The 25818-nt window shown below is 63.2% G+C and carries 24 protein-coding genes; 10 read left to right on the top strand and 14 right to left on the bottom strand.

Annotated features, from left to right (window positions below):
• Window positions 1–162 precede the first annotated feature (162 nt).
• Complete coding sequence (locus tag ABEG21_RS06530) at window positions 163–1362, top strand: amino acid aminotransferase (protein WP_347556409.1); 1200 nt, start codon at window positions 163–165, stop codon at window positions 1360–1362.
• An 11-nt stretch (window positions 1363–1373) separates the two neighbouring features.
• On the opposite strand, the gene ABEG21_RS06525 is transcribed toward ABEG21_RS06530, so the two are convergent.
• Window positions 1374–2180, bottom strand: a complete 807-nt coding sequence (locus tag ABEG21_RS06525; protein ID WP_347556657.1) for a 3-hydroxybutyrate dehydrogenase — start codon at window positions 2178–2180, stop codon at window positions 1374–1376.
• 455 nt (window positions 2181–2635) lie between these two features.
• On the opposite strand from ABEG21_RS06525, the gene ABEG21_RS06520 reads away from it, so the two are divergent.
• Both ABEG21_RS06520 and rlmJ read left to right on the top strand, forming a co-directional pair.
• The gene (locus ABEG21_RS06520; RefSeq protein WP_347556408.1) at window positions 2636–3091 is read left to right on the top strand and encodes a universal stress protein; all 456 of its coding nucleotides are present in this window, start codon (window positions 2636–2638) and stop codon (window positions 3089–3091) included.
• Window positions 3092–3247: 156 nt separating this feature from the next.
• Window positions 3248–4138 (top strand): 23S rRNA (adenine(2030)-N(6))-methyltransferase RlmJ, encoded by an 891-nt coding sequence (gene rlmJ / locus ABEG21_RS06515; RefSeq protein WP_347556407.1) that lies wholly within the window; start codon window positions 3248–3250, stop codon window positions 4136–4138.
• Here rlmJ and cueR read toward each other — a convergent pair.
• A complete protein-coding gene (gene cueR / locus ABEG21_RS06510) occupies window positions 4126–4602 on the bottom strand; it encodes a Cu(I)-responsive transcriptional regulator (RefSeq protein WP_347556406.1) in 477 nt (158 codons plus the stop codon). The two genes, rlmJ and cueR, sit on opposite strands and share 13 nt — an antisense overlap.
• 88 nt (window positions 4603–4690) lie before the next feature.
• Here cueR and ABEG21_RS06505 point away from each other — a divergent pair, with 88 nt between their 5' ends.
• Complete coding sequence (locus ABEG21_RS06505) at window positions 4691–4888, top strand: heavy-metal-associated domain-containing protein (RefSeq protein WP_347556405.1); 198 nt, start codon at window positions 4691–4693, stop codon at window positions 4886–4888.
• A gap of 79 nt (window positions 4889–4967) precedes the next feature.
• Here the strand turns inward: ABEG21_RS06505 and ABEG21_RS06500 are convergent, their stop codons facing one another.
• The 4 genes from ABEG21_RS06500 to ABEG21_RS06485 all read right to left on the bottom strand — a co-directional run bounded on the left by ABEG21_RS06500 (window position 4968) and on the right by ABEG21_RS06485 (window position 10065).
• The gene (locus tag ABEG21_RS06500) at window positions 4968–5852 is read right to left on the bottom strand and encodes a 5'-methylthioadenosine/adenosylhomocysteine nucleosidase (RefSeq protein WP_347556404.1); all 885 of its coding nucleotides are present in this window, start codon (window positions 5850–5852) and stop codon (window positions 4968–4970) included.
• Between the two features lie 58 nt (window positions 5853–5910).
• Window positions 5911–6999, bottom strand: a complete 1089-nt coding sequence (locus ABEG21_RS06495) for an L-histidine N(alpha)-methyltransferase (protein WP_347556403.1) — start codon at window positions 6997–6999, stop codon at window positions 5911–5913.
• Window positions 7000–7067: 68 nt separating this feature from the next.
• Complete coding sequence (locus tag ABEG21_RS06490) at window positions 7068–8846, bottom strand: SUMF1/EgtB/PvdO family nonheme iron enzyme (protein WP_347556402.1); 1779 nt, start codon at window positions 8844–8846, stop codon at window positions 7068–7070.
• A 358-nt stretch (window positions 8847–9204) separates the two neighbouring features.
• Window positions 9205–10065: a fumarylacetoacetate hydrolase family protein gene (locus ABEG21_RS06485; protein WP_347556401.1), complete on the bottom strand. Its 861-nt coding sequence runs from the start codon at window positions 10063–10065 to the stop codon at window positions 9205–9207.
• A gap of 561 nt (window positions 10066–10626) precedes the next feature.
• Between ABEG21_RS06485 and ABEG21_RS06480 the strand changes: the two genes are divergently transcribed.
• From ABEG21_RS06480 to ABEG21_RS06470, 3 genes are all read left to right on the top strand, one after another.
• The gene (locus tag ABEG21_RS06480; RefSeq protein WP_347556400.1) at window positions 10627–11694 is read left to right on the top strand and encodes a response regulator transcription factor; all 1068 of its coding nucleotides are present in this window, start codon (window positions 10627–10629) and stop codon (window positions 11692–11694) included.
• 220 nt (window positions 11695–11914) lie between these two features.
• Window positions 11915–12649, top strand: coding sequence for an energy-coupling factor ABC transporter permease (locus tag ABEG21_RS06475; RefSeq protein ID WP_347556399.1), 735 nt, complete (start codon window positions 11915–11917; stop codon window positions 12647–12649).
• A 376-nt stretch (window positions 12650–13025) separates the two neighbouring features.
• On the top strand, window positions 13026–13790 hold the full coding sequence (locus ABEG21_RS06470) for a hypothetical protein (protein WP_347556398.1): 765 nt from the start codon (window positions 13026–13028) through the stop codon (window positions 13788–13790).
• 87 nt (window positions 13791–13877) lie between these two features.
• Here ABEG21_RS06470 and ABEG21_RS06465 read toward each other — a convergent pair whose 3' ends face one another.
• Together ABEG21_RS06465 and yaaA are read right to left on the bottom strand one after the other, a co-directional pair.
• Complete coding sequence (locus ABEG21_RS06465) at window positions 13878–15053, bottom strand: M14-type cytosolic carboxypeptidase (protein WP_347556656.1); 1176 nt, start codon at window positions 15051–15053, stop codon at window positions 13878–13880.
• A gap of 42 nt (window positions 15054–15095) precedes the next feature.
• Window positions 15096–15878 (bottom strand): peroxide stress protein YaaA, encoded by a 783-nt coding sequence (yaaA, locus tag ABEG21_RS06460; protein ID WP_347556397.1) that lies wholly within the window; start codon window positions 15876–15878, stop codon window positions 15096–15098.
• Window positions 15879–15936: 58 nt separating this feature from the next.
• Here yaaA and ABEG21_RS06455 point away from each other — a divergent pair, with 58 nt between their 5' ends.
• The 3 genes from ABEG21_RS06455 (at window position 15937) to ABEG21_RS06445 (ending at window position 18965) form a co-directional block, all read left to right on the top strand.
• Entirely contained in the window at window positions 15937–16632 is a 696-nt protein-coding gene (locus ABEG21_RS06455) for a PIN domain-containing protein (RefSeq protein WP_347556396.1), read from the top strand.
• A 107-nt stretch (window positions 16633–16739) separates the two neighbouring features.
• The gene (locus ABEG21_RS06450; RefSeq protein ID WP_347556395.1) at window positions 16740–17912 is read left to right on the top strand and encodes a pyridoxal phosphate-dependent aminotransferase; all 1173 of its coding nucleotides are present in this window, start codon (window positions 16740–16742) and stop codon (window positions 17910–17912) included.
• Window positions 17913–18092: 180 nt separating this feature from the next.
• A complete protein-coding gene (locus ABEG21_RS06445) occupies window positions 18093–18965 on the top strand; it encodes a class III extradiol ring-cleavage dioxygenase (protein WP_347556394.1) in 873 nt (290 codons plus the stop codon).
• Here the strand turns inward: ABEG21_RS06445 and ABEG21_RS06440 are convergent.
• The 6 genes from ABEG21_RS06440 to nuoL form a co-directional block, all read right to left on the bottom strand.
• Complete coding sequence (locus tag ABEG21_RS06440) at window positions 18931–19557, bottom strand: DUF1178 family protein (RefSeq protein WP_347556393.1); 627 nt, start codon at window positions 19555–19557, stop codon at window positions 18931–18933. The genes ABEG21_RS06445 and ABEG21_RS06440 overlap by 35 nt on opposite strands.
• Window positions 19558–19649: 92 nt before the next feature.
• The gene (locus tag ABEG21_RS06435; protein WP_347556392.1) at window positions 19650–20339 is read right to left on the bottom strand and encodes an NUDIX hydrolase; all 690 of its coding nucleotides are present in this window, start codon (window positions 20337–20339) and stop codon (window positions 19650–19652) included.
• A gap of 32 nt (window positions 20340–20371) precedes the next feature.
• Window positions 20372–20680, bottom strand: coding sequence for a DUF2818 family protein (locus ABEG21_RS06430; RefSeq protein WP_347556391.1), 309 nt, complete (start codon window positions 20678–20680; stop codon window positions 20372–20374).
• Between the two features lie 6 nt (window positions 20681–20686).
• The gene (gene nuoN, locus ABEG21_RS06425; RefSeq protein WP_347556390.1) at window positions 20687–22162 is read right to left on the bottom strand and encodes an NADH-quinone oxidoreductase subunit NuoN; all 1476 of its coding nucleotides are present in this window, start codon (window positions 22160–22162) and stop codon (window positions 20687–20689) included.
• A 36-nt stretch (window positions 22163–22198) separates the two neighbouring features.
• Entirely contained in the window at window positions 22199–23677 is a 1479-nt protein-coding gene (locus ABEG21_RS06420; RefSeq protein WP_347556389.1) for an NADH-quinone oxidoreductase subunit M, read from the bottom strand.
• Window positions 23678–23691: 14 nt separating this feature from the next.
• A complete protein-coding gene (gene nuoL / locus ABEG21_RS06415) occupies window positions 23692–25740 on the bottom strand; it encodes an NADH-quinone oxidoreductase subunit L (protein ID WP_347556388.1) in 2049 nt (682 codons plus the stop codon).
• Window positions 25741–25818: the final 78 nt, after the last annotated feature.

The following is a 25818-nucleotide window of genomic DNA, read 5'->3' as shown; positions in this document are numbered from 1 at the left end:
CGGGCCGACCGCCCCGCGGCCGCTCCCGGGCCCCTATTGCTGTCGCCCTATGTGCCTTTGCCCTTGCCGTCCGCTGTCATCGATCGTCGATCCCGCCGTCGGCAAGAGCATGCAACATCTTTTTCTTTCATTACCCTTTCGCCCGACTCACGAGACCTTGCCATGACGTTGTTTTCCGCTGTCGAACTCGCACCCCGCGACCCGATCTTGGGCCTGAACGAAGCTTTCGCCGCCGACACGCGGACGAACAAAGCCAACTTGGGCATCGGCGTCTATACCAACGATGACGGCAAGGTGCCTTTGCTGCGCGCGGTCGCCGCTGCGGAAAAAGCACGACTCGAAGCGGCGCCGGCGCGCGGCTATCTGCCGATCGAAGGCCTGGCCGCCTACGACAAGGCCGTGCAGACGCTTTTGTTCGGCGCGGACTCGCCGCTGATCGGCGCCAATCGCGTCATCACCGCGCAGGCGCTGGGCGGCACCGGCGCGCTGAAGATCGGCGCGGACTTCTTGAAGCGCCTGAATCCGCAGGCCAAGGTCGCCATCAGCGATCCGAGCTGGGAAAACCACCGCGCGCTGTTCGAGGCGGCCGGTTTCGACGTCGTCAACTACCCGTACTACGACGCCGAAACGCGCGGCGTTGCTTTCGACAAGCTGATCGCCGCTTTCAAGTCGTACGCGGCGGGCACGATCGTCGTGCTGCACGCCTGCTGCCATAACCCGACCGGCGCCGACCTGACGGTCGACCAGTGGAAACAGATCGTCGCCGTGGTCGCCGAGCGCGGCCTGGTACCCTTCCTGGACATGGCCTATCAAGGCTTCGGCGACGGCATCGATGCCGACGCGGTGTCGGTGCGCTTGTTCGCGGACGCGGGCCTGTCGGCCTTCGTCTCCAGCTCGTTCTCGAAGTCGTTCTCGCTGTACGGCGAACGCGTCGGCGCGCTGTCGATCGTCACGCAAGATGCCGATGAAACCAAGCGCGTGTTGTCGCAACTGAAGCGCGTGATCCGGACGAACTACTCGAACCCGCCGACGCACGGCGGCTCGATCGTCGCGGCCGTGCTGAGCGATCCGGCACTGCGCGCCATGTGGGAAACGGAACTCGCCGAAATGCGCGACCGCATCCGCACGATGCGGACTTCGCTGGTGGAGAAGCTCAAGTCCTCGGGCGCCGCCCGCGACTTCTCCTTCATCGCGGCGCAGCGCGGGATGTTCTCGTACTCGGGCCTGAGCAGCGCGCAGGTGGATCGCTTGCGCGAGGAATTCGGCATCTATGCCGTCGGCACCGGTCGCATCTGCGTCGCCGCGCTGAACACGCGCAATATCGACGCCGTCGCGAATGCCGTCGCCAAGGTCGTTGCCTAAGCGTTACGGTCTTACTGCATATACCAGCCGTGGCTGACCATGATCGACTGACCGGTCAGCGCGGCGCTCGGGAAGGCGCACAGAAACTGCACCGTCTGCGCGACGTCCTCGAGCGTCGTGAACGTCCCATCGACGGTGTGCGCCAGCATCACATCCCGCACCACCGCCTCCTCTGAAATGCCCAGCGCTTTTGCCTGCTCGGGAATCTGCTTTTCCACCAGCGGTGTTTTGACGAATCCCGGACAGACGACGTGCGAGCGGACGCCATGCTTCGCGCCTTCTTTCGCCAAGGTGCGCGCCAGACCCAGCAAGCCGTGCTTCGCCGTCACGTAAGGCGCTTTCAATGGCGAGGCCAGATGCGAATGCGCCGACCCCATATAAATGACGGTACCGCCCCGGTTCGCCCGATACATTTGCCGCAAGGCCGCGCGCGTCGTCAAAAACGCCCCGTCCAGATGAATCGCCAGGACCTTCTTCCAATCGGCGTAGGCCAGCGTGTCCAGCCCTTCGACGATCTGAATGCCGGCATTCGATACCAGAATATCCACGGCACCGAACGCGGCCGCCAATTCGTCGAAGCCCTGATCGACCGCGGCTTCGTCCGAGACATCCATCGCGATGCCGACGGCCTTGCCGCCCCGCTCGCAGATCTGTGCCGCGACATCGCTGGCCTTCGTTAAATCGAGATCGGCCACCGCCACCATCGCGCCGGCACGTGACAAGCCTTCCGCGATCGCGCGACCGATGCCGCTCGCGGCGCCCGTCACCACCGCAACCTTGCCCGCCAGGGAACCTTGCTGACTCTCTCGCTCAGGCATCGGCTGCGGCGCCAGCGTGATATCGCGATCATCGCCCAAGGCGCCCGTCGGCTCGGCCGTGCCCGTCGGCGCACCTGGCTCGCCACCGGTCCGATGCGGCGTCTCCGCCTTCACCGGCGCCCGATGCGCCTCGGCGCCGGATGGCAGCGTCGGCGCGGCGTCGGTGGCCGTTACCATGTCGTCAAGCGGATCAGCCGGCCCTTCTTCCACACCCCGCCGTACGTCGAATTCCTTGTTCATCGTCCCCTCCGAATGGCTGTCGCCGCTTCAGTGTGCGGGCATTTAGCCGATTTGGCAATCGCGTGCCCCGCGCCGATTGATCCGTGACAAAGCAAGGCGGAATCGGCCCATCGGGGCTTTCCCGGCCTGTCGTTCGCGCGGCAGCCGCGCGCCGCCGGCAAAGCGAAGTTGTACAATGAAAACGCCCGAAGACGATGAATACAAGGAGGCTCACCATGTACAAGAAGCTCATGGCCGCAATCGACGGCAGCGACACCTCAAAGCGGGCATTCGATGAAGCGATCCGCTTTGCACAGAGCCAGGGCGCCCAACTGCACGTCGTATATGTCGTGGACAGCCCCGCCATGCTGTACGGCGTCGGCTTTTACGATCCCGCGGAATTGAAGAAGGCGTTTGTCGAGGAAGGGTCGCTGCTGGCCAAGGAAGCCGCCGAGTCCTTGCAGGCCGCCGGTGTGCAAGGCGAAACCGCCATCATCGACGCGCAAAGCGCCAATGGCGACGTCGTGCAGGCGCTCGCGCAAGAGGCTCTTCGGTGGGGTGCCGACCTCGTCGTCCTGGGAACGCATGGCCGCCGGGGCATGCAACGCGCCTTGCTCGGCAGCGTTGCCGAAGAGTTCATGCGCGTCACGCCGGTGCCGGTACTGTTGGTCCGATACGCCGCCGACGAGTAAGTACGACACGCCGGCAGGGGCTCGAAATAGCCAGAACGGCTGCGTTCGGATAGTATCGCATCCCTGTTTGCCGCGGCGGCGGCCGGTGCCCTCGGCACCCCGCCGCCGATAAGGCAATGCCTCCCCTTATCCGTTCGACCCGCCCGGCTTCGCCCCATGTTCAGTTACCGCCACGGCTTTCATGCCGGCAATCACGCCGATGTTTTGAAGCACGCCATGCTCGTGGCGCTGCTGCGCTATATGGCGCGCAAGGATAAAGCCTATTGGTATGTCGATACCCACGCCGGCGCCGGTGCCTACGCGCTGACCGAAGGATTTGCGGCAAAGCGTGAAGAGTTCAACAACGGCGTCGGCCGTCTGTGGCCGCAAAGCGCGCACGCGCAGCACAAGGCCATCGTCGCGCCGGCATCGGCCGTGGCCACGCCGGCGCTGATCGTCGACTATCTCGATCAGATCGCGGCAATGAATCCCGACGGCCAGCTCCAGTTCTATCCCGGCTCGCCGTATCTGGCGTGGCAACTGCTGCGGGATCAGGACCGGATGCGACTGTTCGAACTGCATCCGAGCGAAATCGATATTCTCGCCGACAATTTCGCGCGCACGGACAAGCGCACGCTGATCACCAAGGCCAATGGTTTCGACGCCTTGCGCGGCGTGATGCCGCCCGCCTCGCGCCGGGCGCTGACTCTGATCGATCCCTCCTACGAGGACAAGCAGGACTACGCGCGCACGCTCGCCAGCGTCGCCGATGCGATGAAACGCTTTGCCACGGGCGTCTACGCGGTCTGGTATCCGATCGTCTCGCGCGCGGAATCCGCCGCGTTCCCGGCGCAGTTGCGCAACCTCGGCGCCACCTCCTGGCTCCATGCGACCTTGCAGATCGCCACGCCGTCCGCCGACGGTTTCGGACTGCACGGCAGCGGCATGTTCGTCATCAATCCCCCTTTTGTGCTGGAAGGCTTGCTGCAGGAAGCGCTGCCCTGGCTCTGCGATGCACTGGCGGAAGACGACGGCGCCACGTGGTCGCTGGAAGCCTATATCCCCTGACCGAAGGCAAATGCCCCCGCGCCGGCTGCCGGCGCGGGCGAATCGCTGCCGCGGCCGCCGGACGATGGGCAACACGGCGACGTCCCGAGCGTATCAAGAATCGGACAATCCGGGCGATCGTCGCCATGACAGGCTTCCGCCAGTTGCGACAACGTCGCCCGCATCGCCGTCAGATCGGCGATGCGCTGATCCAACTCCCGCACATGGTCGAGCGCGATCGCCTTGACGTCAGCGCTCGTTCGCCCACGATCCTGCCATAACGTCAGCAGACGTTTGATATCGTCGATCTTGAAGCCGAGATCGCGGGACTGCCGTACGAAACGCAACAGGTGCAGATCCCGCTCGCCATAGCGCCGGTACCCGGCCTCGCTGCGCGCCGTTTCCGGCAACAGGCCGATGCCCTCGTAATACCGGATCATCTTCGCGCTGACCCCGGACGCCTTCGATGCCTCACCGATATTCATATGCGATCTCCTCTAAACCTTCCCATAGGGTAAGGGTTATCATGAGCCATGTCCACTCAGGACAAGACTGACTTTCAGGAGACTGACCATGCCCCAATTCCAAGTAAGCGATATGACCTGCCAGCATTGCGTCAAAGCCGTCACGCAGGCGGTGCGGGAGGTCGACCCGGACGCGCGCGTGGACATCGATCTCGCGAGCGGCCGCGTCGACGTGGCGAGCAGCGGATCGCCCGAGACGCTACGCGCGGCGATCGATGCAGCCGGCTATCCGGCGGCCACCGTATAAACGCGGTGCGGCCGTCGCGTCGACAACGCGCGCGCCGTGTTTTCCGCGCGCTATCGGTCGCACCGCGACGGTGTAGCCCTTAACGCACGGCGTCGTTGCGCTCGGCCCGATGCGCCGCGAAGACCGCGCGCAGGACGCCGTCCGCATACACAGCCGCCACCTCGCGCAGGAACATCGGGAAATCGACCGCGGCGCCATCATCGGCGCTGTCGGAAATCGACCGCATCGCCGCGAACGGCACCCCGTGCTCGACGCAGACCTGCGCTACGGCGGCGCTTTCCATATCGACGGCCAGCAGCGCCGGCAGTGCCTCGCGCAGTCGCGCGCGCTCGTTCGCGCCCGACACGAAACGGTCGCCACTGCCGATCAAACCGACGTGCACTTGCGGTCGCGCACTGGCGGACGCATCGGCCATCGCATCGACGGCGTGCTCGCCGTCTACGCGCGAGGCCAGATAGCCCTGCGCCGCGCGATGCAAGCGCGCCGACCATTCGGAATCGGCTGCAAAGCAGCGCGTGCCCAGCAGCGGAATTTCAAAGCGGGGGAATAGCGGCGATGCGTCCATGTCGTGCTGGATGAATTGCGAGCCGATAACGATATCCCCTACTCGTACCGTATCCGCCATGCCGCCAGCGACACCGACGAACAGGATCGCGCGCACGTCGAAGCGATGAATCAGGATACTCGCCGTCGCCGCTGCCGCGACCTTGCCGATCCGGGACAGCACCGCGACACAATCGATATCGTCGATGCAGCCGTGGTGGAAATCGCGACTGCCCAACGTCAACGTCGTCGCGACGGGACGGCCGACGGTATCGCTCGCTGGTGCCGCCGGAGGCAAGGCAAGCTGCGCGATCAAGCCGGCAATCTCCTCCGGCAGCGCGCCGATGATGCCGATCGGGCGGTCGTCCGCTTGCGGCGCTTGCGGTGACGAGGAAGAAATATCGGCGGCGGAAATCGACATGCGGCGGCGTGGGCGTGTGACGTTGGCGGGCCGGCCCACGCCGCCATGCATCGCAGTGTCAGTGCACTGCCATCAGCGTTTCGGCGAAGGGCCAGGTTTCATCGGTCCATTGATCGACGACATCATACCGGGCATCGCGCCCCATCCGCACTACCTCGTCCGGCAGATACTTATGGCTGCTTTCGGTCCAGATGGTCTCGCCCTCGAGAAAGGCCGCCTGCAACGATGCGGCGGCGACATTCACGCGCTGTCGCGTCTTCGCGCGTAAATGCATCTCGACGCTACGGGCCTGCGGATTGAACCGCGCGACATGTTCGAACGACGGCAAGACGAAGTCGCCCTGCAGCTCGCGATTGATCCGGCCCAACACATTGAGGTTGAACGCCGCGGTAACGCCGGTGGGATCGTCGTAGGCGTGCAGCAGCGTATCGATCGGCTTCAGCAGATCCGTCCCCAGCAGCAAGGCATCGCCTGCGCGCATCCCGCTTCGCAGCGCCATCATGAAACGCTGCGCCGCCAGCCGGGGGAAATTGCCGATCGTGCTGCCGAGGAAAAGCACTAGCATCGGTGCGCCGCGCAGGTCACGCGCCAGGCGTGCCGACACGTCGCCCTGCGCTTCGTGCAGTGCCACCGCGGCCTTCTCATGTGACGCATCCTCCGGTTGGCCGTCCTGCCCACTCGTTTGCCGATGCGACGGCTCGCCGCGATCGGCCTGCGCGCGTTCGCGCCCGATCTGCGTCAAGCCGTCGAGATAGTCGCCCTCGAACGGTTGGATCGTCACGCCGGGCAGATCCGACAGCGCCTGCGCGCATTGCGCGAGCGCCGCGCCGGACACATCGATCGGCGTGTAATGCACCGGCCCTTCGCGCGTCAGTGCCTGCAGCAACGTACGGGTCTTGCGTCCCGAACCGCTGCCCAATTCGACGACACGCAAGGCCTTGGTGCGCGGCGTCGATGCGCGCACCTGCGTGGCGATTCGCGCCGCGTGACGGATCAGCACCCGCTCTTCGGCGCGCGTCACGCCGTACTCGGGCAGCAGCGTAATGGCGTCGAACAGCGTCGAGCCCAAGGCATCGTACAGATAGGTCGGCGGAAGCGATTTTTGACCGTCTTGTCCCAAGCCGTCGCGCACTGCTTGAGCGAACATTGCCCGCTCGTGAACATCGCCTGAAGTCATTGCCATGCAGAATCTCCTCGTGTCGATATGGTGCTCGGTTATCGCGCGCAGCGAAAACCGGCATATACATACGGGTAATGCGCCTGGAACCAATTACGGAACGATGGCCTGAGCATCCGGGCAGCGGTTCGCGGCGAGCCGCCTTTCATCACAAAATGCTGGTTGTCGAAAAAGTCGGCCGAATAGCCGCGATAAAACGGAAATGCCTTGAAGCCCTTGAAAGGCGCGAACGGATCGGCCGTCCATTCCCAGCCGTTGCCGAACTGCCCTTCCACGCCAAAGTGGCTATGGTTCTGCGGATGCGCATCCACCGCGTCGGGATCCCAGCGTCGGAAATCGGCATTGCCGTGGAAAGCACGCGACGCCTGTTCGGCGGCGCTTCCCGGTGCCGCGCCGTCGGTGAACGCGGCATCCCGCGTATCGGCCGGCCGCAGCGACATCGATGCGTCCGGCAAGCCCGCGACGCCTTCCGCCGCCCGAAGCCATTCCGCCTCGGTCGGCAAGCGCTTGCCGACAAAACGCGCATACGCGGCCGCTTCCGCACGGCTGACATACACGGGCCAGGACAAGGGAAGCGCCAGCGGCGCGAACATGCCGCGCCACCGCCAGCCGTCAGGCGCCGCGACATCGCGCTCCCAGAACGCCGGGTGCGAGACATCGGCGGCCTGACGCCACGCCCAATCCTCCTCGCGCCACCAGGTGGGATCGTCGTAGCCGCCGGCTTCGACAAAGCGCAGAAACGCGCCGTTCGTCACCATCCATCGGTCGATTTCGAACGCGGGCACCGACACCTGTGCCGCGGCTGGATCCACCCATTCGTTATCCCAGCCGAACTGGCTGGCGTGCGTGCGATCCGCCGCTGCGCTCGCCTGCGCGGACAGGGAGGAAGCGCCCCGCGTGGCGGCGATCGTGAAACTGCCCGGCAAGCCCATCGATACCACGCCGCCAGGGATCCGGCACATCGGCGCCTCCGCGCCCACGTGGGCGCCGGGATCCGTGGCGTCGTCGCGCTGGGCCGCAGGCGTTTGGATGGCAGCGGATGTGCCGGCGCGCGCGCCGCCTGTAGGTTCGGTGTGCCCCTGCGCCGCGGCGGCGTCGGGCGCGCGTTTGTGCGCGTAGGGCATCTGATGAATCAAATAGGCCAGCGTCTCGGCATGCATCTGACGATGTTCCAATGCCACCAGGCACAGCGTGGCGATGGAGACGTCGCCCTCGTCCTGACGCACTTTTGCCGCCGCGTCGGCGCCGGCGGCGGCATGGACGTCATCCCCCTCGATCGGCGCATCGGTCCGGATGTCCTCCGGCAAACGACGCACCGACTGGGAAAAATCGACATGGGCAATGGCGGTTTCTATACGGTCTCTTACCGTATCGCGATACTGTCGGATCGCTTGCATCGACGGCCAGTCTTCCGGTACATCGGTCGGCAAACCACCGCCTACCGGATCGATACCGAATGCGAACAGATGGTCGAATTCCGGATTGAAAGGCGGCTGCGCCAACGCCCGCGACGCGAGCAGGTTCCAATCGAACGCTTCGAGATGACCGATATAGAACAGCAGGCGGTGCCGCTCGGGAACCGGACGACTGCTTAGAAAATCGGGATGTACCGCGGCGAATAACTGGTCGGTCTGGGCGCAGGCGGCGCGGTATTCGGCGAGGAAATCCGCGGCGTTCAGCGCCGGCTGTTGCACAACGCCGCGATCGTTTGCATGGACTGGGGCGCGATCGTTCAGCACGAACGACCGAGCGAAACGCGGGGCTTCGGTCGTGGAGGCCACGGTGCGCGGGTCGGCGCCGTGTAGGTCTTCTGGCATGGGGGACGGGCTCCTCGGAAACGGGCGAACCGCGCGGGTCATCGACACCCCGAGCGGATCCACGTCCAACGCGACTTTCCCTAAACGACAGCGTCGCACGACATGCCGCCACTCGCGATCTCGCTCTCGCCGCATCCGGTTCCACGCCCGGCATGACACGCTCCGGGGGATGCATGGTGCGGCGCAATCTGGCACGCGCGTTGGCAGCCGGTCACGTCGAGGCGAAAAGCGGCGTGGCACGGATGGAACGATTATAAGCAGGCATCATGCCCGGGCCCCATGACAAGAAAGGGCTCGAGCGGATCCGGACGTCTCGCCCCGGCACAGGCATCAGCGCGTCGCCGTCCTCGTCAGGCGCTCAATCGAGCAGCCTTTCGTCCCATGCATGGACGTGTTGGCGCTGTTCGCCCAAGCCGTCGATCCCGAGGTGCATCTCGTCGCCCGGCTTCAGATAAATCGGCGGCTTGAAACCCATGCCGACACCGGGCGGCGTGCCGGTGGAGATCAGATCGCCAGGGTACAAGGTCGTGAACTGGCTGATGTAATGGATCAGATAAGCGACATCGAAGACCATTGCCTGCGTATTGCCGTTCTGCCGACGCTCACCGTTGACATTCAGCCAAAGCGACAGCGCCTGCGGATCGGCAATCTCGTCCGCCGTGACCAGCCACGGCCCCACCGGCCCGAACGTATCGCAGCCCTTGCCCTTGTCCCACGTGCCGCCGCGTTCCATTTGAAACGCCCGCTCCGAGACGTCGTTGACGATCGTATACCCTGCCACATGGGACAAGGCGCTTTCGAGCGACACGTGCCGCGCCTTCGTCCCGATCACGATGCCCAACTCCACTTCCCAGTCGGCCTTGAGCGCACCGCGCGGCAGCACGACCGGATCGTTCGGCCCCGACAAACTGCTGGACCATTTCGTGAACAACACCGGTTCGGTGGGAACGGGCACGCCCGACTCGGCAGCATGATCGCTGTAGTTCAAGCCCACACAGAGGAACTTGCCCATACCGCTGAAGGGCACACCGAGCCGTTCCGGCTCGGCAACCGGCGGCAAGCTGGCCGGATCGATCGCGGCCAATCGCGCCAAGCCCTGCGGCGACAATTCGGCGGGGCCGATATCCGCGACCACCGACGATAAATCCCGCACGATGCCATCGCTGCCCAGCACCGCTGGCCGTTCCTGTCCTTTCGCCCCTACCCGCATCAATTTCAACGTATTTCTCCTTGTTCTCGTCCCGGGCCACCCGTGCGTGCCCGAAGTCGATTATCGCCTGTCGCACGCATTCTGCAGTCTCGGCTCATTCGCCACATCGACGGCGCACTACGCCCCATCGCGACGCCGAGTCGACCGCGTCTTGCACCGTGCCGATCACGATCATGCCGCTGGCATCGCTGAGACATCGCTTCGCATCCTATCCCGTTTGGCCCAGACGGTGCCGACTCTAAATAGTTATACCGCCCAAGGCTGTCCAAAACACCTAGTCGATCTGGTCCGAGGGCCTATCTCTTTCGGCGAGGACGCGCGGAATCGATGAATTTGCAATGATGAGCATGCTTTCAACAGCCTTTCGCATTTCACGTTACAGGTCTCTTGAAAGCGCGTAGACGAATGCGCCGCTAAAGGAATGCATCGATCACAGCGACGTAGGACGGGCGTATCTCGCACACCGGTGCGCGCATCGCCTGCTACCGCCCTCGCCACAAGACGCGAACACTTCCGGCCGCGTAATCGGTCGTACAACGGATCGCGATCCATAGAATGAAAGGGGATCCCATGAAATTTCTCGTAGTCAGTCAAAACGCGCAGGAACGGGAGGAGATGAAAACGCTTTTGCGCCAGTTGGACCGGCGCGCGCAGACCAGTGACGTACGTGACTGGCTGCAGGCAAGGCGTGCCTTGTCGCATGAGCCGCGCGATCTGCTGTTATGCGATCTCGGCAGCACCGCCAGCCAGACCGAGGCATTGCGTTTGATCGATGAACATCGCGGCACGTTGCTGTTGGCGGGGACGTGTCGCGACATGCCCCCGCAGCAGATTCTCGATCTGATGCGCGGCGGCGTCAAAGCCGTCATGCTGCAATCGATGGGCGTGCGTGCCATGTTACGGGCGCTGGAGTTGGTCTTACTGGGCACGCACTACATTCCGCCGAGCGCGATCAGTTTGCAGAGCGCCGATGTCGCCTCTCAGGAGGTCGCGGAACGACGTCTGCCTTATCGCCGCCGCGGCTTTGGCGACACGCCGCTGCTATCGCCGCGTCAACAACAGATCATGCGTCTTGTACACATGGGCAGTACGAACAAGGGCATCGCACGGGCCCTCGGCATCAGCGAGGGAACGGTAAAGATACATTTAGCCACGGTATTTAAAACCCTGGGGGCCAGTAATCGCGCCGCAGCCGTCGCGATCTATAACGGCTGGCTTTTCGAGCAATTGGACGGTTCGCGCAACGGGGCCGCGACACCGCCGCTCGCCCGCGTGATACCGCTCGGCGACGGCCTGTCCGCGACCGACCGTTTGGTCGCGCCGATTCGTCGACCCTTGCTCGCGCCCCCATCGGGTCCGGTCCCGGGGCCAGGACAGGGCGCGCCACCAGGAGTGCCACCAAGACCGCCCCAAGCACCGACGCGCCCTCCCAGTCCCGGGTCGCTGCACGGTCCCGCGACGCACCTTGCTCCGGACGCACCACGGCTGCCCGGGCGAGACGATGGCAGTCCAGCGCGCCGATCGGACGCAGGCGCGACGGAGCCGCCGTGTTCCCCGTTCCCTCCCGCGCTCCCCGATGGAAGTGGCGCCGACAGCGGACCGACGGGCTATCACCGCTTCCAGCCGCCGACATGGTGACGCGGAAAACGCCCGTGCGAACGAAGAGACCGGGAGCAGAGAGGCGCGAAACGTCGGATGCAGGTCGGAACGTTTTTTGCATACGCTCGCGGCAGGCACCGAAACGACACACTGCCCTCGCGCGTACAGCCCATGCACGACGCGGGATTTCTGCAACAGTAGGCGTGGTAACACCGCGCGGCGCTATCACTGTTGCGTCGCAACGAGTAAGATTTAACGCATGGGATTCTTGTACTCACCCTTACCGTTGTGGGCATCGATAGGCGGATGGATCGTCGCCTTGGTGGCGCTCGCTAGCGCGGTGATACGTAAGACGCCTTTTCCCATTCACTCATCTTCCAGCAAGGGATGGGTCGGCCGAATCCGTGCTTCTTACAGCACACCGTTTGCAAAACTGAATACCGACGGACTGCAGCACCTCTGGCTTTCCTGTGTCGTGACCTTGTCCGTACTCTGGACATTCGACATCTGGGTGCAAGATGGCGCGGTGTTTCATTTACTGGGCGCCACCTTGATGGTGACGCTATTCGGTTGGGCGCTCGCCCTGATCGGAACCAGCGTAGTGATCCTATTGGTCGCGTTGATCCTCGGCACGCCGGTCGATGGCATCGGCCTCACCTTGATCGCGCTGAGTGTCGTACCGGTGCTGATCTCGGCCTTGGTCGAGAGCGTGCTTGCCCGGTATTTCCCAAATAAGCGTGCCCCCTTTGTGCTGGGCCATGGCGTGCTGACACCAGTCTTAGCGGTATGGGCTTCCACGTCCACGGTGCTCTTGGGGCATATGGGATTGTTGAGCGTTTCCTGGCATTGGCTCGATCCGTCCTTTGTCATGATGACGTCGATTCAGGCCTGTGGTGAAGCGATGTTTACCGCTGCGATGACCGCGATCATCGCGGTTTACAAACCGGCGTGGATGACGACCTTCGACAAACGTTTGAATCGCATCGATCAGTAACGCAACGTCGTTGTCAGCCCGCTGGCTCCTTGCCACGCTGCCCCTGCCGCGTCGACGCATTCCCTCTTTCCGACGCCACGCGCAGCCCCCGCGCGGGCCCACGCCGTCGCATTGCGGCGGTCCGCTCGCAATTTATCCGTATAATCGCTTGGCATCGCGCGCCGCCAGAGTGATCCCTTTCGGATAGCACCAGGCCAGACGTGAAGAGGTGTCGTCGCCCTACTCCGTCCCGATGGCCGGCACGAAAAATTGAACTCTTCGGCGCGCGTCGACTCTTATTCGTGCCGAAAGACCATGACGTGGTCTCGGACTTCCCGGTTTTATTCCTCGCAAGATGCCGCAATCCGATTCGTATTCCCGTTGGTACGCCCGTGCCATGACTTGGCTGGGTGTGATCCCCGCCATTGCCCGTCGGCCGCTTCCGTCGCTCTCGTCCCTGTCGGTCGCCGTCGCGTCCGTTGTCACGACGCTGCGCCCGGTGCGTCTCCTCACCGGTTCGATAACGGTGCTGTTACCGGCGCTGTTGCCGCTGACCGCCGCCCATGCCGATGCAATCGTCGACCACGACGCGATGGTGCAGCAGCTGATCGACCAGCAACATGCCACCCCCCTCGTCGCCGACTGCGCCGCGCACGCCGCCTTCGTCGTGCCGACGTCGCGCTTGTACGATCACGTGGAATTCCTGCCTGCGGAACTGGACGCGCAGCACGCCAGCACCGAACCATGGAATCAGCCCTTCGATGACCGCAAGCAACGCGTCAATGTCGAAACGATGGTCCAGGTCAGTGGGCTCGGCTATCGGAAAGACGCGAGCGAAGCCAGTCAGCCGGACTTGCTGCACTTTCGTTGCGGCTATGTGCAGGACAAATTGCTGGCGTTCGGCTATAACGAGCCGCCGCAAAGTACGCCGCCCGTGACAGAGACGGTGTCACGCGGTCGGGGTGGCGCACGGCACGCGGCGCATGGCCGAACAACGCGTGGCAATGGCCGACACGTCGTCAAGGGCGCATCGCGCGCCTCGGGCAAAGCTTCGACGACAGGCGGCAATGCGAAGTCGACCGCGCGGTCGAGCACCACCAAGCATGCCGCGAAAGCCCCGGCGGCGAAGGGCAAAAGCAAAGCCCGCACGACGCATCATTGACCTTCTGGCCCGGACTGCCACGTCCGGGCGCGAGCCCACGCGTCACCGTCGGCCGCCGCAACAGGCGGCCGGCGCCGTCACGTCCGTTCAGTCGTCCAGTTGCCGCAGAATCGCCAAGCACATCGCCGCGCCCAGCGCCATGCTCCGGGCCCCATTCCACCCGACGCGCGGGTCCGGCAAATCGGCATTGTCCTTGAACGGCATTTCCAAGGTCAGCGACAAGCAGCCATAGCGATTACCGATATATTTGGACGCGAGTGTCAAGGCATCGGCGCTGTAATGCCCGGCTTCATAACCGTGAACATCCTGAAAATCGGGACTCACGGCCTTGAAACGAGCAATGAAGGCATCCTGCGTCGCGCGTTGCGCATCGCTGAAATCTGGCAACATCTCACTGCCCGCGACGAAGTTGTACGGCAGAGATTCGTCGCCATGAATATCGAAAAACATCGCGATGCCGCTGGCAGCGATGGCTTCGCGCACCATCAGCACTTCGGGACTACGCTCGGCGCTGGGCTGCATCCACTCGCGATTCAGATTCGCGCCGGCCGCGTTCGTCCGCAGATTTCCCAGTGCCGCGCCGTCCGGATTCATATTCGGCACGATATGAAACACGGCCCGCTCACGCAGCGCACGCCCGACCGGATCCCCCGCCCACTCGCCCAAACCAAGCAGGCGTCGCAAGAAGCCTTCGACGAACCACTCCGCCATCGTCTCGCCCGGATGCTGGCGTGCAATCATCCAGATAGGCGCAGGCGATGCACCCGCACCGGCGGCGCCGTCCGTCCCATTCACCACGGCGTCGCCGACGCTCACGCATGTCAGCGGCCGACCTTGTAGCGACAAGCCCAGGTCGGCGCACGTCGCGCGACCGCTCGCCGCCACCTCCCCCAGAAAGGCATGGTGACGGGCTTCGCCGTAGGGCTCGAAATAGGCAAACCAGACGCTATCCGATGGCGACGTGTGCTGCCATCGCAATACCTGGCCGTCGTAATGCGTATCGGCGACGCGGAACCAGTTCACGCTGTCATGACTGGCGACGACGTGATAGTCGCGCCAGCCGTCCGGATAGGCCGCTTCCGACGCATTCTCGAACGTGTAGACGCAGGCGCGGCCCGCCACGCCACTCGCACGAAAATGGAACCATTGCGCAAAGGCGCTGGCGTTATCGGGACGCAGGCGAAGCCGGATATCGTCGGCACGGCTCGCATCCACGACCTCGACCGCACCGCTGTCGAACAGGCTGGTGATCTTCACTGTCATCATCGTTTCCTTTAATCCATCCTGTTGCATCGAACCTCGGCGTCAATCTTCCTGGCGACGACGGAACACCCAGCTGTCCTTGCTGGACACCTCGGGCGCATAGGCATAGCCGTCGAGGTCGAAGCCCTTGAGACCTTCGACGCCATCGATTCGATGCGTGGTGACATAGCGCGTCATCAGGCCGCGCGCGCGCTTTGCATAGAAACTGATGATCTTGTAGCGCCCGCCTTTCCAATCCTCGAACACCGGCGTGATCACCGGCACGCTCAGCTTGCCGCGCTTGACCGATTTGAAATATTCCTCCGACGCCAGGTTCACCAGCACCCGCTCGCCCTTCTTGCTGGCGTCGAACAAGGTGTTCAGCGCGTCCGCGAGTTTGCCATCCCAGAAGGTATAGAGATCGCGCCCGCGCGGATTGCTCAGCTTCGACCCCATCTCGAGCCGGTACGGCAGAATCAGATCGAGCGGGCGCAGCAGGCCATACAGACCGGACAGGATGCGAACGTGGTCCTGGGCGAATGTCAGATCCGCGGCCGATAGCGATTTCGCATCGAACCCTTCGTAGACATCCCCGTTGAACGCCAGCACCGCCTGCTTTGCGGTGGACTCGTCGAAGGTCGGTTGCCAGCTGGCGAACCGTTCGTGATTCAGGTGCGCCAGCGGATCCGAGATACTCATCAGGCTGGCGATCTGCGCGGGCGACAAGGTCCGCAGCGTCTTGATCAATTCCGCCGATTCATCGAGAAACGCCGGTTGCGTGTGGGTGCGCACATGCGCGGGCGTGTCGAAGTCGAGCGACTTCGCGGGGGACAAAACGATTATCATGTAGGGCCGAAAGACGCACGAAAGACTGACAAAGGACCGCCAGACGCGGAGAGCAAACGTGATTGTAACCGGCCCCGCCGTCATCGATAAATCCGGCGCCCGTCCGCCCGACCTCGCAGCCCAGCCCGACGCAGCGCCCCGGCTCGGTCCGGACACCCCGGTGATCCTGGACTCCAACGTCTGGATCGATCTGCTGGTCTTCGCCGACCCGGCCGTGGAACCCATCCGCCGCGCCCTGAATGCCGATACGCTGCATGTCGTGATCGACGAACACTGCTTTCGCGAGCTGTCTTACGTGCTGCTGTATCCGCAGTTCGCCCGCTTCGCGGTGGACGATGCGCAAGCGCTCGCACAGACGCACGCCTGGACGCATGCGGTCGCGTCGATCGCAGCCCATGAGGACGCCAAGCGCGCTGCGGCGCTTGCCCACGCACTCGAAACCGGCACGGCGCCGGACGCGACGCAGGCGGCTTCGGCTTCGGCTTCGGCTTCGGCTTCGGCTTCGGCTTCGGCCATCGTGCCAGGTTTCGCGAAGCCCGCGTCGGCCATTGCAGGCACGCCACCGCCGGTCCTGCCGCGATGCAGCGATCGAGACGATCAAAAGTTTCTCACCTTGGCGGCCGCTACCGGTGCGCGCTGGCTGGTGACGAAAGATAAGGCCTTGTTGAAACTGCACCGTCGCATGGTGCGCGACTTCAATTGCCATGTCGTCCTGCCGACGGTTTTCACGGCCCAGGTCTTCGGCACGAACTGACGTGCGGCGGACGACCTCGCGCACGTTGACGACAATTTCATTAAAATACGCGTGAGATCCCGCTTTTGGCGGCGATCACCCTTTTTCGCCCTCTACCGCGACACCTCATGACTTCGGCCGCACTCGCGTTTCAAACGCCGTCTTTCCCGTCCAAGCTGCCCACTGTCGGCACGACCATCTTCACGACCATGTCGGCGCTCGCCGCGGAAAAGAAGGCGATCAATCTGGGCCAGGGTTTCCCGGACTTCGCCTGCGATCCGGCGCTGATCGACGCGGTGTCGCAGGCCATGCGCGACGGGCACAATCAATACCCGCCGATGGCAGGCTGGGCGCCCTTGCGCGAAGCCATCGCGAACAAGGTCGACGCGCTCTACGGCCGCGCCTATCACACGACCAACGAGATCACCGTCACCTCCGGCGCGACGCAGGCCTTGTTGTCGGCGATTTTGTGTTCGGTCCACCCGGGCGACGAAGTCATCGTCATCGAACCAAGCTATGACAGCTATCTGCCGGCGATCGAACTTGCCGGCGGCATTCCCGTTCTGGTGCCGCTCTCGGCGCCCGACTATGCCTTGGATTTCGACGCGATCCAGGCCGCGCTAAGCAGCCGGACGCGGATGTTGATCATCAACACCCCGCACAATCCGACGGGCCGGACCTGGAAAAACGACGACATCGCCAAGCTCGCCGATATTCTGCGCGGCACCGATGTCCTCGTCCTGTCGGACGAAGTCTATGAACACATGGTGTTCGACGGGCAGGTACACGCCAGCATCGCACGGCATCCGGAACTGGCCATGCGCAGTTTCATCGTGTCGAGTTTCGGCAAGACGTTTCATGTCACCGGCTGGAAACTCGGCTATGTGCTCGCCCCGGCGCCGCTGACGGCCGAATTCCGCAAGGTGCACCAGTTCAACGTCTTCACGGCGAACACGCCGATGCAGGCCGGCATCGCGGCCTATATGCAGGATCCCGCAACCTATGCAGGCCTCGCCGCGTTCTACCAGGCCAAGCGCGATCTTTTCCGCGACGGCCTGGCAAAGACACGCTTCACGCTGCTGCCGTGCGAAGGGACGTTTTTCCAATGCGTCGACTACACGGCGATCAGCGATCTGAACGAAGTGGACTTTTGCCGCTGGCTGATCAACGAAGCCGGCGTCGCGGCCATTCCGATGTCCGCCTTCTATCAAAACGGTCAGGAATCCGGCGTCGTACGGTTCTGCTTTGCAAAAAAGGACGACACGCTGCGCGAAGCGCTGGGCCGCCTCGCCGCGCTGTAAGACAGGCGCTGCCTTCCAAAAAACCCGGCAGCGATCCGACACGCTGAATCGGCTCGATAATCGAGACAATCCGTCCCTCACGCCCCGTTTATCGACGACAGCTTGTCCAATACAGTATCGAAATAGCGGCAGAGAGCGGGATCCTCCCGACGCCGCACGCTGAAGGGAGCGATTTCGATCATGTTTGCCTCGACACCGACGACGCCGCGGATGCCTGTGGTGTTCGTCTCGCATGGCGCCCCGACGTTCGCCCTGGAGCCCGGCCTGGCCGGTCCGCGCCTGGCGGCATTGGGCCAGCAACACTTAAACCGCGAGACCGTTCCCGGTCTGCAAGCCATCCTTGTGGTGTCGGCGCATTGGCTGACACGGGGTGGCATTGCCGTCGCCAGTACGCAGACGCCGGATACGGTCCACGATTTCGGCGGCTTCCCCCGCGCGCTTTATGACATTCGCTATCCGGCGCCCGGCGCGCCGGACGCCGCGCAGCGTGCCGTGGCGGTCTTGGAGCAGGCCGGCTTGCACGCTCGGCTGGATGCAAATCGCGGTCTCGACCACGGCGCCTGGGTGCCGCTATTGCATATGGTGCCGGACGCGGATATCCCGGTCTTTCAGGTGTCGCTACCTTGGCCGGCCACGCCCGCCGACGCGTTCGCCCTGGGTCGCGCATTAGCGCCGTTGCGGGATCAGGGAATCGCCATACTCGCCTCGGGCAGCCTGACGCACAATCTAGGCGATATTCGCTGGCAGGCGGGAGAAGACGCCATCTATGCGACGGCCTTTGCGGAATGGATTGGCGCGGCGGTCGCCCGCGGCGATGTGGCAGGTTTGATCGACTATCGTGCCCGTGCGCCGTACGCCGAGCGGGCGCATCCGAGCGACGACCATCTGTTGCCACTGCATGTCGCACTCGGTGCCGCGTCGCTGACAAGCGCAACGCCCCACGATGCCATTACGGTGATCGATGGCGGAATGACCTACGGCGTGCTGTCGATGGACGCTTACGTGTTCGCGCCGACGCCTACTGCAGCGTCTCTTTCGCCGCATCCGGCATAGGCAGCGGGAGGACGTCGATGCCTTCGTCGGCGAGTTCGGCGACCTGCTCCGCGGTGGCGTGCCCGCGAATGGCCCGGGCCGGTGCTTCGTCGTAATGGATCCGACGCGCCTCGTCGGCGAAGGCATCGCCGACATTCTCGGTCTGACGGATCACCTCGCGTGCCATCTTCAGCCAGGCAGCCTGCAGCGCTTCGGCCATTTTCGCTTCCGGCGTGCCACCGACGCCACTAACGCCGCCGCCTGCGACGATACCGCGCCGCGCGCCGCCGACAGACAACGCCCCGTCGGATCCGCCCCGATGCTCGGCGCCGCGCGCCTGCTGCGCCGCGCGTTGGCGCGCGTCGCTATCGTCGCCGGCGCGCCTTGCCATTGCCTGTTCCATCGCGGCACTGCCGGACGCGGACGCGCCCGTATCGGCGCGCAACGACGACACGTTCAAATGCGGCGCCGACGGCAGGCGTTGCACGCTGCTCGACCCACACATCGGGCATTGCAACAGACCCTTTTCACGCTGCGTATCGTAGGCGTCGGCGGACGCGAACCACCCTTCGAAGCGGTGTTCGCGCGCGCACTGCAAATCGAAAACTTTCATGCTGTCACGAAACTCGTCTGAGCCGGCACACGGCATTGTCCCTGGCGACGCCTCTTGCCCATCGCCAGCGCACAGTGTGCGCCCAGATGCGTTCAAGCAGGCAAAGGCCATGCGCCGGACAGGATCTTTTCGAGCCAGAAGGTGCCGATAATCGTCTTGACGTCGCTGATTTGTCCGCTGCGCACCGCATCGATCATTCGTTGCGGAGACACGATTTCGAGTTCGAGAAACTCCCCTTCGTCCAGCTGCTGCCGGCCCGGCGTCAAGCCACGCGCCAGATAGAGGTCGATAAACTCGGTCGAATACGAGATCACCGGATTGATCCGGGTCAGAAACGTCATCTGGCTCGCACTATAGCCGGTTTCCTCGAGCAACTCACGATGTGCACAAACAACAGGATCCTCGCCCGGATCGAGTTTGCCGGCCGGATACTCGGTCAGCACGCGCCCCAATGGATAGCGAAACTGCTTTTCCACCAGCACGGTGCCGTCGTCGAACAGCGGCAGGATCATCACGGCACCGGCATGCTGGACGTATTCGCGGGTGGCGAGCTTGCCATCGGGCAGGCGCACTTTGTCGCACTTGACGGTGAGAAAAGCGCCCTCGTGGACTAGCGTGCTGGACTCGCAATGTTCGCGCAGACGCTGATCGAGCTGCGCCGAAACGTGGCCGGCGCCGGCATCGGTCGATGCCGCGTGTGTGCCGCTGCGGGAGGATTCGGCCGGCTGGCCGGCCGACGATACGCCCGACGGGTCTTGGGAAGCGGGGGAATCAGTGGTCATCGGGTCGAAAAATAGCGGGAGGAATTTTCAGCCTACACCCGATATTTGACCAGATAACGCGCGGTAAAGCCGGGGAAGGCAAAAACCACGAACAAACTAAAGGTCACCGCATAGAACTGCCAGCTTTGATCGAATGCATTGCCGGCACGCGCTTCGAGCAGATGCCCGAACAGACCGACGACGAAATACGCAACGATCAACTCGGCCAGTCGGATCCACGCGCTTTTGGCCTTTCCCGCGGCGAGCGGGAGGGGAATGACCGCGAACAGGCGCTGGTTGGCGAATGGCAAATTCGCAAAGAAAACGGCAACCAACACGATAAACCACCCTGCTGCGGACATGATTCCCTACGCTCCAAAGATTTGATGCATCGCGTGCAGGCAGACATTCAACAGCGGGCCGGGAATAATCCCCAACACCAGCACGGCCAGACCATTGATGGTCAGCAGTACGCGCGCCACGGTGTGGGTTTCAACCGGCGTGACATCCAGCGGCGCGTCGAAATACATCACCTTGACGATCCGCAGGTAATAGAACGCCCCTACCAGCGATGAGAGCACGCCCAGAACGGACAACCAGATCATGCCCGCATTGACGACCGTGCTCAAAACCGAGAGTTTCGCATAAAAACCCGCGGTAGGCGGAATACCGGCCAGCGAGAACATCAAAACCAACATGACGAAGGCGGTCCACGGACTCCGCTGATTCAGCCCCTTCAGATCGTCGATATTGTCCGCTTCCACGCCCTTGCGGGACAACACCAGCAGCACGCCGAACACGGCAATCGTCGTGATCAGATAGACGACGCTGTAGAACATCGCCGATCCGTAGGCGCTGGCCGCTTCGTCGGCATTCCCGTTTACCACGCCGCCGATCAGACCCAGCAGCACGAAGCCCTGGTTCGAAATCGCCGAATACGCCAGCAGTCGCTTGATATTGGTCTGGACCAGCCCCATCACATTACCGATGATCATCGATAGCGCCGCGACGATCGTCAGCATCTGCTGCCAATCGGTGGCCAGCGGCAGCATGCCGTCGACCAGCAGCCGGAAACCGAAGGCAAACGCCGCCACCTTCGGTCCCGCGGCCACCAACAGCGTCATCGCCGTCGGCGAGCCTTGGTAGACGTCCGGCACCCACATGTGGAACGGCGCGGTGCCCAATTTGAACGTCACGCCGACGACGACAAACACGATACCGAACAGCAGCACCGTGTTCGGCACGCGACCCGACGAAAGCGTGCGGGAAATCTCGCCCAGGTCCAGCGACGACGTGGCGCCGTACATCATCGAGATCCCGTACAGCGTGAAACCCGACGCCAATGCGCCCAGCACGTAGTACTTCATCGACGCCTCGCCGGACGTCATGTCGTCACGCCGCAGCGCAATCAGCGCGTACAGCGACAGCGACATCATTTCCAGGCCGAGATACAGCGTCAGCATATTGTGGCCGCTGATCATCACGATCTGGCCGAGCAGCGAGAACATGCCGAGCATGTAGACGTTGCCGTTGTCCAGATCGCGATCCACCAGATAACGCCGGGAGTACATCAGCGTCAATGCGAAGCCCAGGCAGACGAATGCCTTCAGCACGCTCGCCATCTGGTCGACGACATACATATCGGAGAAGAAGCGTCCTACCTGCGGCTCCGTCGATAAGGCCGCATACCAGACCGTTGCCACCAACGACGAGACCAACGCGATACCGTAGGTGAGGCGGCGGCCGCCGGGGCCAGTGGTGAACGCGTCGTTCAGCACCGTCAGCAGTGCCGCCACCAACAGCAGCGCCTCTGGCAGCAAGACAGTCATGTTCGCATTTTGCATAGCTATTCTTCGCTTCTGTCCTCTTTTGGACCTTCCCTACAACTTCGATTGACTCACGTGCGCGAGCAGATTGCTCACCGACTCGTGCATCGTATCGGTGAACGGCTTCGGGTACAGACCCATCGCCAGCACCAGCACCGCCATCACGGTCATCAACCCCATTTCCCGACCATTCAGGTCCTGCAGCTTCGCCACCTGCTCGTTCGCCACCGGACCGAAGTACACCCGCTTGTACATCCACAACGTGTAGGCCGCCCCGAGAATCAACGTCGTGGCCGCCAAGGCGCCAACCCAGAAGTTGAAGTGGACGGACGACAGAATCACCATGAACTCGCCGACAAAACCCGACGTTCCCGGCAAGCCGGCATTCGCCATCGCAAACAACAGCGCGAACGCCGCAAACCGTGGCATCCGATTGACCACGCCGCCATACGCCGAGATATCCCGCGTATGCATCCGGTCGTACAGCACGCCGATCGCCAGGAACATCGCGCCGGACACGAAGCCGTGCGAGATCATCTGCACGATCGCGCCTTCGGTCCCCAGCGGATCGAAGATGAAGAAACCGAGCGTGACGAAGCCCATATGGGCGATCGACGAATACGCAACCAGCTTCTTCATGTCCGTCTGCACCAAGGCCACCACGCCGACATAGATCACGGCGATCAGCGACAGCGCGATCATCACCGGCGCCAGCGTGTGCGACGCGTCCGGCGTCACCGGCATCGAAAAGCGCAGAAAACCGTAGGCGCCCAGCTTCAACATGATGGCCGCCAGCACCACGGACCCGCCGGTCGGCGCTTCCACGTGTGCATCGGGCAGCCAGGTATGCACCGGCCACATCGGCACCTTCACCGCAAACGCGAAGAAGAAGGCGATGAACAACATGATCTGCTGCTTTAGCCCCAACTGCATACCCTGCCACGCCGCGATCTCGAACGTATGCGATTCGCGATACAGATAGATCAGCGCGATCAGCATCAACAGCGACCCGGCCAGCGTGTACAGGAAGAACTTGAACGCCGCATACACCCGGTTCGGTCCGCCCCATACGCCGATGATCAGATACATCGGAATCAGCGTTGCCTCGAAAAACACGTAAAACAGCAAGCCGTCCGCCGCGGTAAACACCCCGATCATCAAGCCCGACAAGACCAGGAAGGCGCCCAGATACTGCGCCACCCGCGAGGTGATCGACGTCCAGCTCGCGATGATCACCACCACGGTGATAAAAGCGGTCAATACGATAAACCACACCGAAATACCATCGACGCCCAGGTAATACGCCACCTTATAGCGATCGATCCAATCGGCGTGCTCGACGAATTGCAGCGCCGCGCTGCTGGCATCGAAGCCCCAGATAACCGGCAGCGTCACCAGCAGTCCGAGCACCGCGCCGGCCAATGCCAGGCGCCGTGCGATTTGCGGATCCCGGTTCGAACCCCGAACCAGAACGACGATGCCCGATACGATCGGAACCCAGATCGACAAACTCAACCACGGAAGTGTATGCATGACGCGCCCTCCCGTTAGCTATTGCTCATCACCACGAACAACGTGAGCAGCGCGAGCACCCCGAGGATCATCGCGAACGCATAGTGATACACATAACCGGTCTGCATCGGGCGCAGTGCGCGGGCAAGCCAACGCATCGCGTTCGCACTGCCGTCCACGGCGCCGTCGATGACGGCCTGGTCACCCTCTTTGTACAAGGTCCGACCGATCGCCAGGAAACCCTTGGCGAAGACCGCGTCGTTGAACTTGTCGAAGTAATACTTGTTGTCGAGCAAGGTGTAGATCGGCAGGAAGCGCTGCTTGATCGCCGCCGGAATGGCCGGCTGGCGCAAGTAGAACCACCACGCGACGATCACGCCCGCCAGTGCCAGCCAGACCGGCAGACCGCTCACCGAATGCAGCGCCATCCCCAGCCAGCCGTCGAAATGCTGTCCGAGGTCCGCCATCGCTTCGTGATTCGCGCCGATGAAGATGACCTTGTCGAACACGACCCCATGGCCGAAGAAAGAACCGTACAGCAAGGGCGAGATCGCCAATGCCCCGACGATCACCGACGGGATCGCCAGCAGGATCAGCGGCAACGTCACGACCCACGACGACTCGTGCGGCGTAGGCGTGCCGCCATGACCGTGCGCATCGGCGCCATGCGCGTCATGCCCGTGGGCGGACGCCTCGGCGCCATGTTCCGTGTGCGATTTGCGGAAACGCTCTTCGCCGTGGAACACCAGGAAATACATGCGGAAGGCGTACAGCGCCGTGACGAAGACACTGGCCACGACGGCGAAGTAAGCAAAGCCACTGCCCGGCAGCGTCGATTCGCGCACCGCATCGATGATCGAGTCTTTCGAATAGAAGCCCGAGAAGAACGGCGTACCGATCAAGGCCAGCGACCCCACCAGCGACGTGATCCAGGTGATCGGCATGTACTTGCGCAGACCGCCCATATTGCGCATGTCCTGATCATGGTGCATGCCGATGATCACCGAGCCCGCCGCCAGGAACAGCAGCGCCTTGAAGAAAGCGTGCGTCATCAGGTGGAAGATCGCGACCGGATAGGCCGATGCGCCCAGCGCCACCGTCATATAGCCCAGCTGCGACAGCGTCGAGTAGGCGACCACGCGCTTGATGTCGTTCTGCACCAGACCGAGAAAGCCCATGAACAGCGCGGTGATCGCGCCGATCACCAGGATGAAGGACAGCGCCGTATCCGAGAGTTCGAACAGCGGCGACATCCGAGCGACCATGAAGATCCCCGCCGTCACCATCGTTGCCGCGTGAATCAGCGCCGAGATCGGCGTCGGGCCTTCCATCGAGTCCGGCAGCCAGACGTGCAGCGGGAACTGCGCGGACTTCCCCATCGCGCCGATGAACAGGCAGATGCAGGCCACCGTCAGCAGCCCCCAGCTCGTGCCCGGGAAGCTCAGCGCGGCCAACTGCTCGCGATGCGCGAACACATCGTCGTAGTTCAGCGAGCCGGCGTAGGCCAGCAGCAGGCCGATGCCGAGCAGGAAACCGAAGTCGCCTACCCGGTTCACCAGGAAGGCCTTCATATTCGCGTAGATCGCCGTCGGTCGCGTGTACCAGAAGCCGATCAGCAGATAGGACACCAGCCCCACCGCTTCCCAGCCGAAGAACAGCTGCAGGAAGTTGTTGCTCATCACGAGCATCAACATCGCGAAGGTGAACAGCGAGATATAGGAGAAGAAGCGCTGATAGCCATCGTCATCGGCCATATAGCCGATCGTATAGATATGCACCATCAGGGAGACGAAGGTCACCACGCACATCATCAGCGCCGTCAACGAATCGACGAGGAAGCCGACTTCCAGTTTCAGCGAACCGACGCTCATCCATTCGTACATCGTCCCGTTGAAGCTGGCACCGGCCAGCACCTTCGAGAACACCATCGCGGACAGCACGAAGGAAATACCGACACCCAGGATCGTGATCGAGTGCGCGCCCACCCGGCCGATCTGCCGACCGAACAATCCGGCCACGATGGCCGCCAGCAGCGGCGCCAGCACGATCACCGACAAGATGGTTGGGCTTAATGTATTTGCCATGACGACACCTGCCTTTATCCCTGAATTCCGATGACATACGCGGGACCTGCGCCCCTGGCGTACCGTTCGCTACTCACA

This window comes from Robbsia sp. KACC 23696, from assembly GCF_039852015.1.
Classification (GTDB): Bacteria; Pseudomonadota; Gammaproteobacteria; order Burkholderiales; family Burkholderiaceae; genus Robbsia.
Note: the sequence above shows the minus strand (reverse complement) of the source record. Positions and strands in the feature narration are given on the sequence as shown.

Excerpts from the sequence above, each read along its gene's own strand:
- ABEG21_RS06500 (WP_347556404.1), bottom strand. The coding sequence starts at position 5,852 with ATGTCGATTTCCGCCGCCGATATTTCTTCCTCGTCACCGCAAGCGCCG.
- ABEG21_RS06495 (WP_347556403.1), bottom strand. The coding sequence starts at position 6,999 with ATGTTCGCTCAAGCAGTGCGCGACGGCTTGGGACAAGACGGTCAAAAA.
- ABEG21_RS06475 (WP_347556399.1), top strand. The coding sequence starts at position 11,915 with ATGGGATTCTTGTACTCACCCTTACCGTTGTGGGCATCGATAGGCGGA.
- ABEG21_RS06490 (WP_347556402.1), bottom strand. The coding sequence starts at position 8,846 with ATGCCAGAAGACCTACACGGCGCCGACCCGCGCACCGTGGCCTCCACG.
- ABEG21_RS06440 (WP_347556393.1), bottom strand. The coding sequence starts at position 19,557 with ATGAAAGTTTTCGATTTGCAGTGCGCGCGCGAACACCGCTTCGAAGGG.
- ABEG21_RS06435 (WP_347556392.1), bottom strand. The coding sequence starts at position 20,339 with ATGACCACTGATTCCCCCGCTTCCCAAGACCCGTCGGGCGTATCGTCG.
- cueR (WP_347556406.1), bottom strand. The coding sequence starts at position 4,602 with ATGAATATCGGTGAGGCATCGAAGGCGTCCGGGGTCAGCGCGAAGATG.
- ABEG21_RS06445 (WP_347556394.1), top strand. The coding sequence starts at position 18,093 with ATGTTTGCCTCGACACCGACGACGCCGCGGATGCCTGTGGTGTTCGTC.
- ABEG21_RS06480 (WP_347556400.1), top strand. The coding sequence starts at position 10,627 with ATGAAATTTCTCGTAGTCAGTCAAAACGCGCAGGAACGGGAGGAGATG.
- ABEG21_RS06430 (WP_347556391.1), bottom strand. The coding sequence starts at position 20,680 with ATGTCCGCAGCAGGGTGGTTTATCGTGTTGGTTGCCGTTTTCTTTGCG.
- ABEG21_RS06525 (WP_347556657.1), bottom strand. The coding sequence starts at position 2,180 with ATGCCTGAGCGAGAGAGTCAGCAAGGTTCCCTGGCGGGCAAGGTTGCG.
- ABEG21_RS06450 (WP_347556395.1), top strand. The coding sequence starts at position 16,740 with ATGACTTCGGCCGCACTCGCGTTTCAAACGCCGTCTTTCCCGTCCAAG.
- ABEG21_RS06520 (WP_347556408.1), top strand. The coding sequence starts at position 2,636 with ATGTACAAGAAGCTCATGGCCGCAATCGACGGCAGCGACACCTCAAAG.
- yaaA (WP_347556397.1), bottom strand. The coding sequence starts at position 15,878 with ATGATAATCGTTTTGTCCCCCGCGAAGTCGCTCGACTTCGACACGCCC.
- nuoL (WP_347556388.1), bottom strand. The coding sequence starts at position 25,740 with ATGGCAAATACATTAAGCCCAACCATCTTGTCGGTGATCGTGCTGGCG.
- ABEG21_RS06420 (WP_347556389.1), bottom strand. The coding sequence starts at position 23,677 with ATGCATACACTTCCGTGGTTGAGTTTGTCGATCTGGGTTCCGATCGTA.
- nuoN (WP_347556390.1), bottom strand. The coding sequence starts at position 22,162 with ATGCAAAATGCGAACATGACTGTCTTGCTGCCAGAGGCGCTGCTGTTG.
- ABEG21_RS06505 (WP_347556405.1), top strand. The coding sequence starts at position 4,691 with ATGCCCCAATTCCAAGTAAGCGATATGACCTGCCAGCATTGCGTCAAA.
- ABEG21_RS06530 (WP_347556409.1), top strand. The coding sequence starts at position 163 with ATGACGTTGTTTTCCGCTGTCGAACTCGCACCCCGCGACCCGATCTTG.
- rlmJ (WP_347556407.1), top strand. The coding sequence starts at position 3,248 with ATGTTCAGTTACCGCCACGGCTTTCATGCCGGCAATCACGCCGATGTT.
- ABEG21_RS06470 (WP_347556398.1), top strand. The coding sequence starts at position 13,026 with ATGACTTGGCTGGGTGTGATCCCCGCCATTGCCCGTCGGCCGCTTCCG.
- ABEG21_RS06465 (WP_347556656.1), bottom strand. The coding sequence starts at position 15,053 with ATGACAGTGAAGATCACCAGCCTGTTCGACAGCGGTGCGGTCGAGGTC.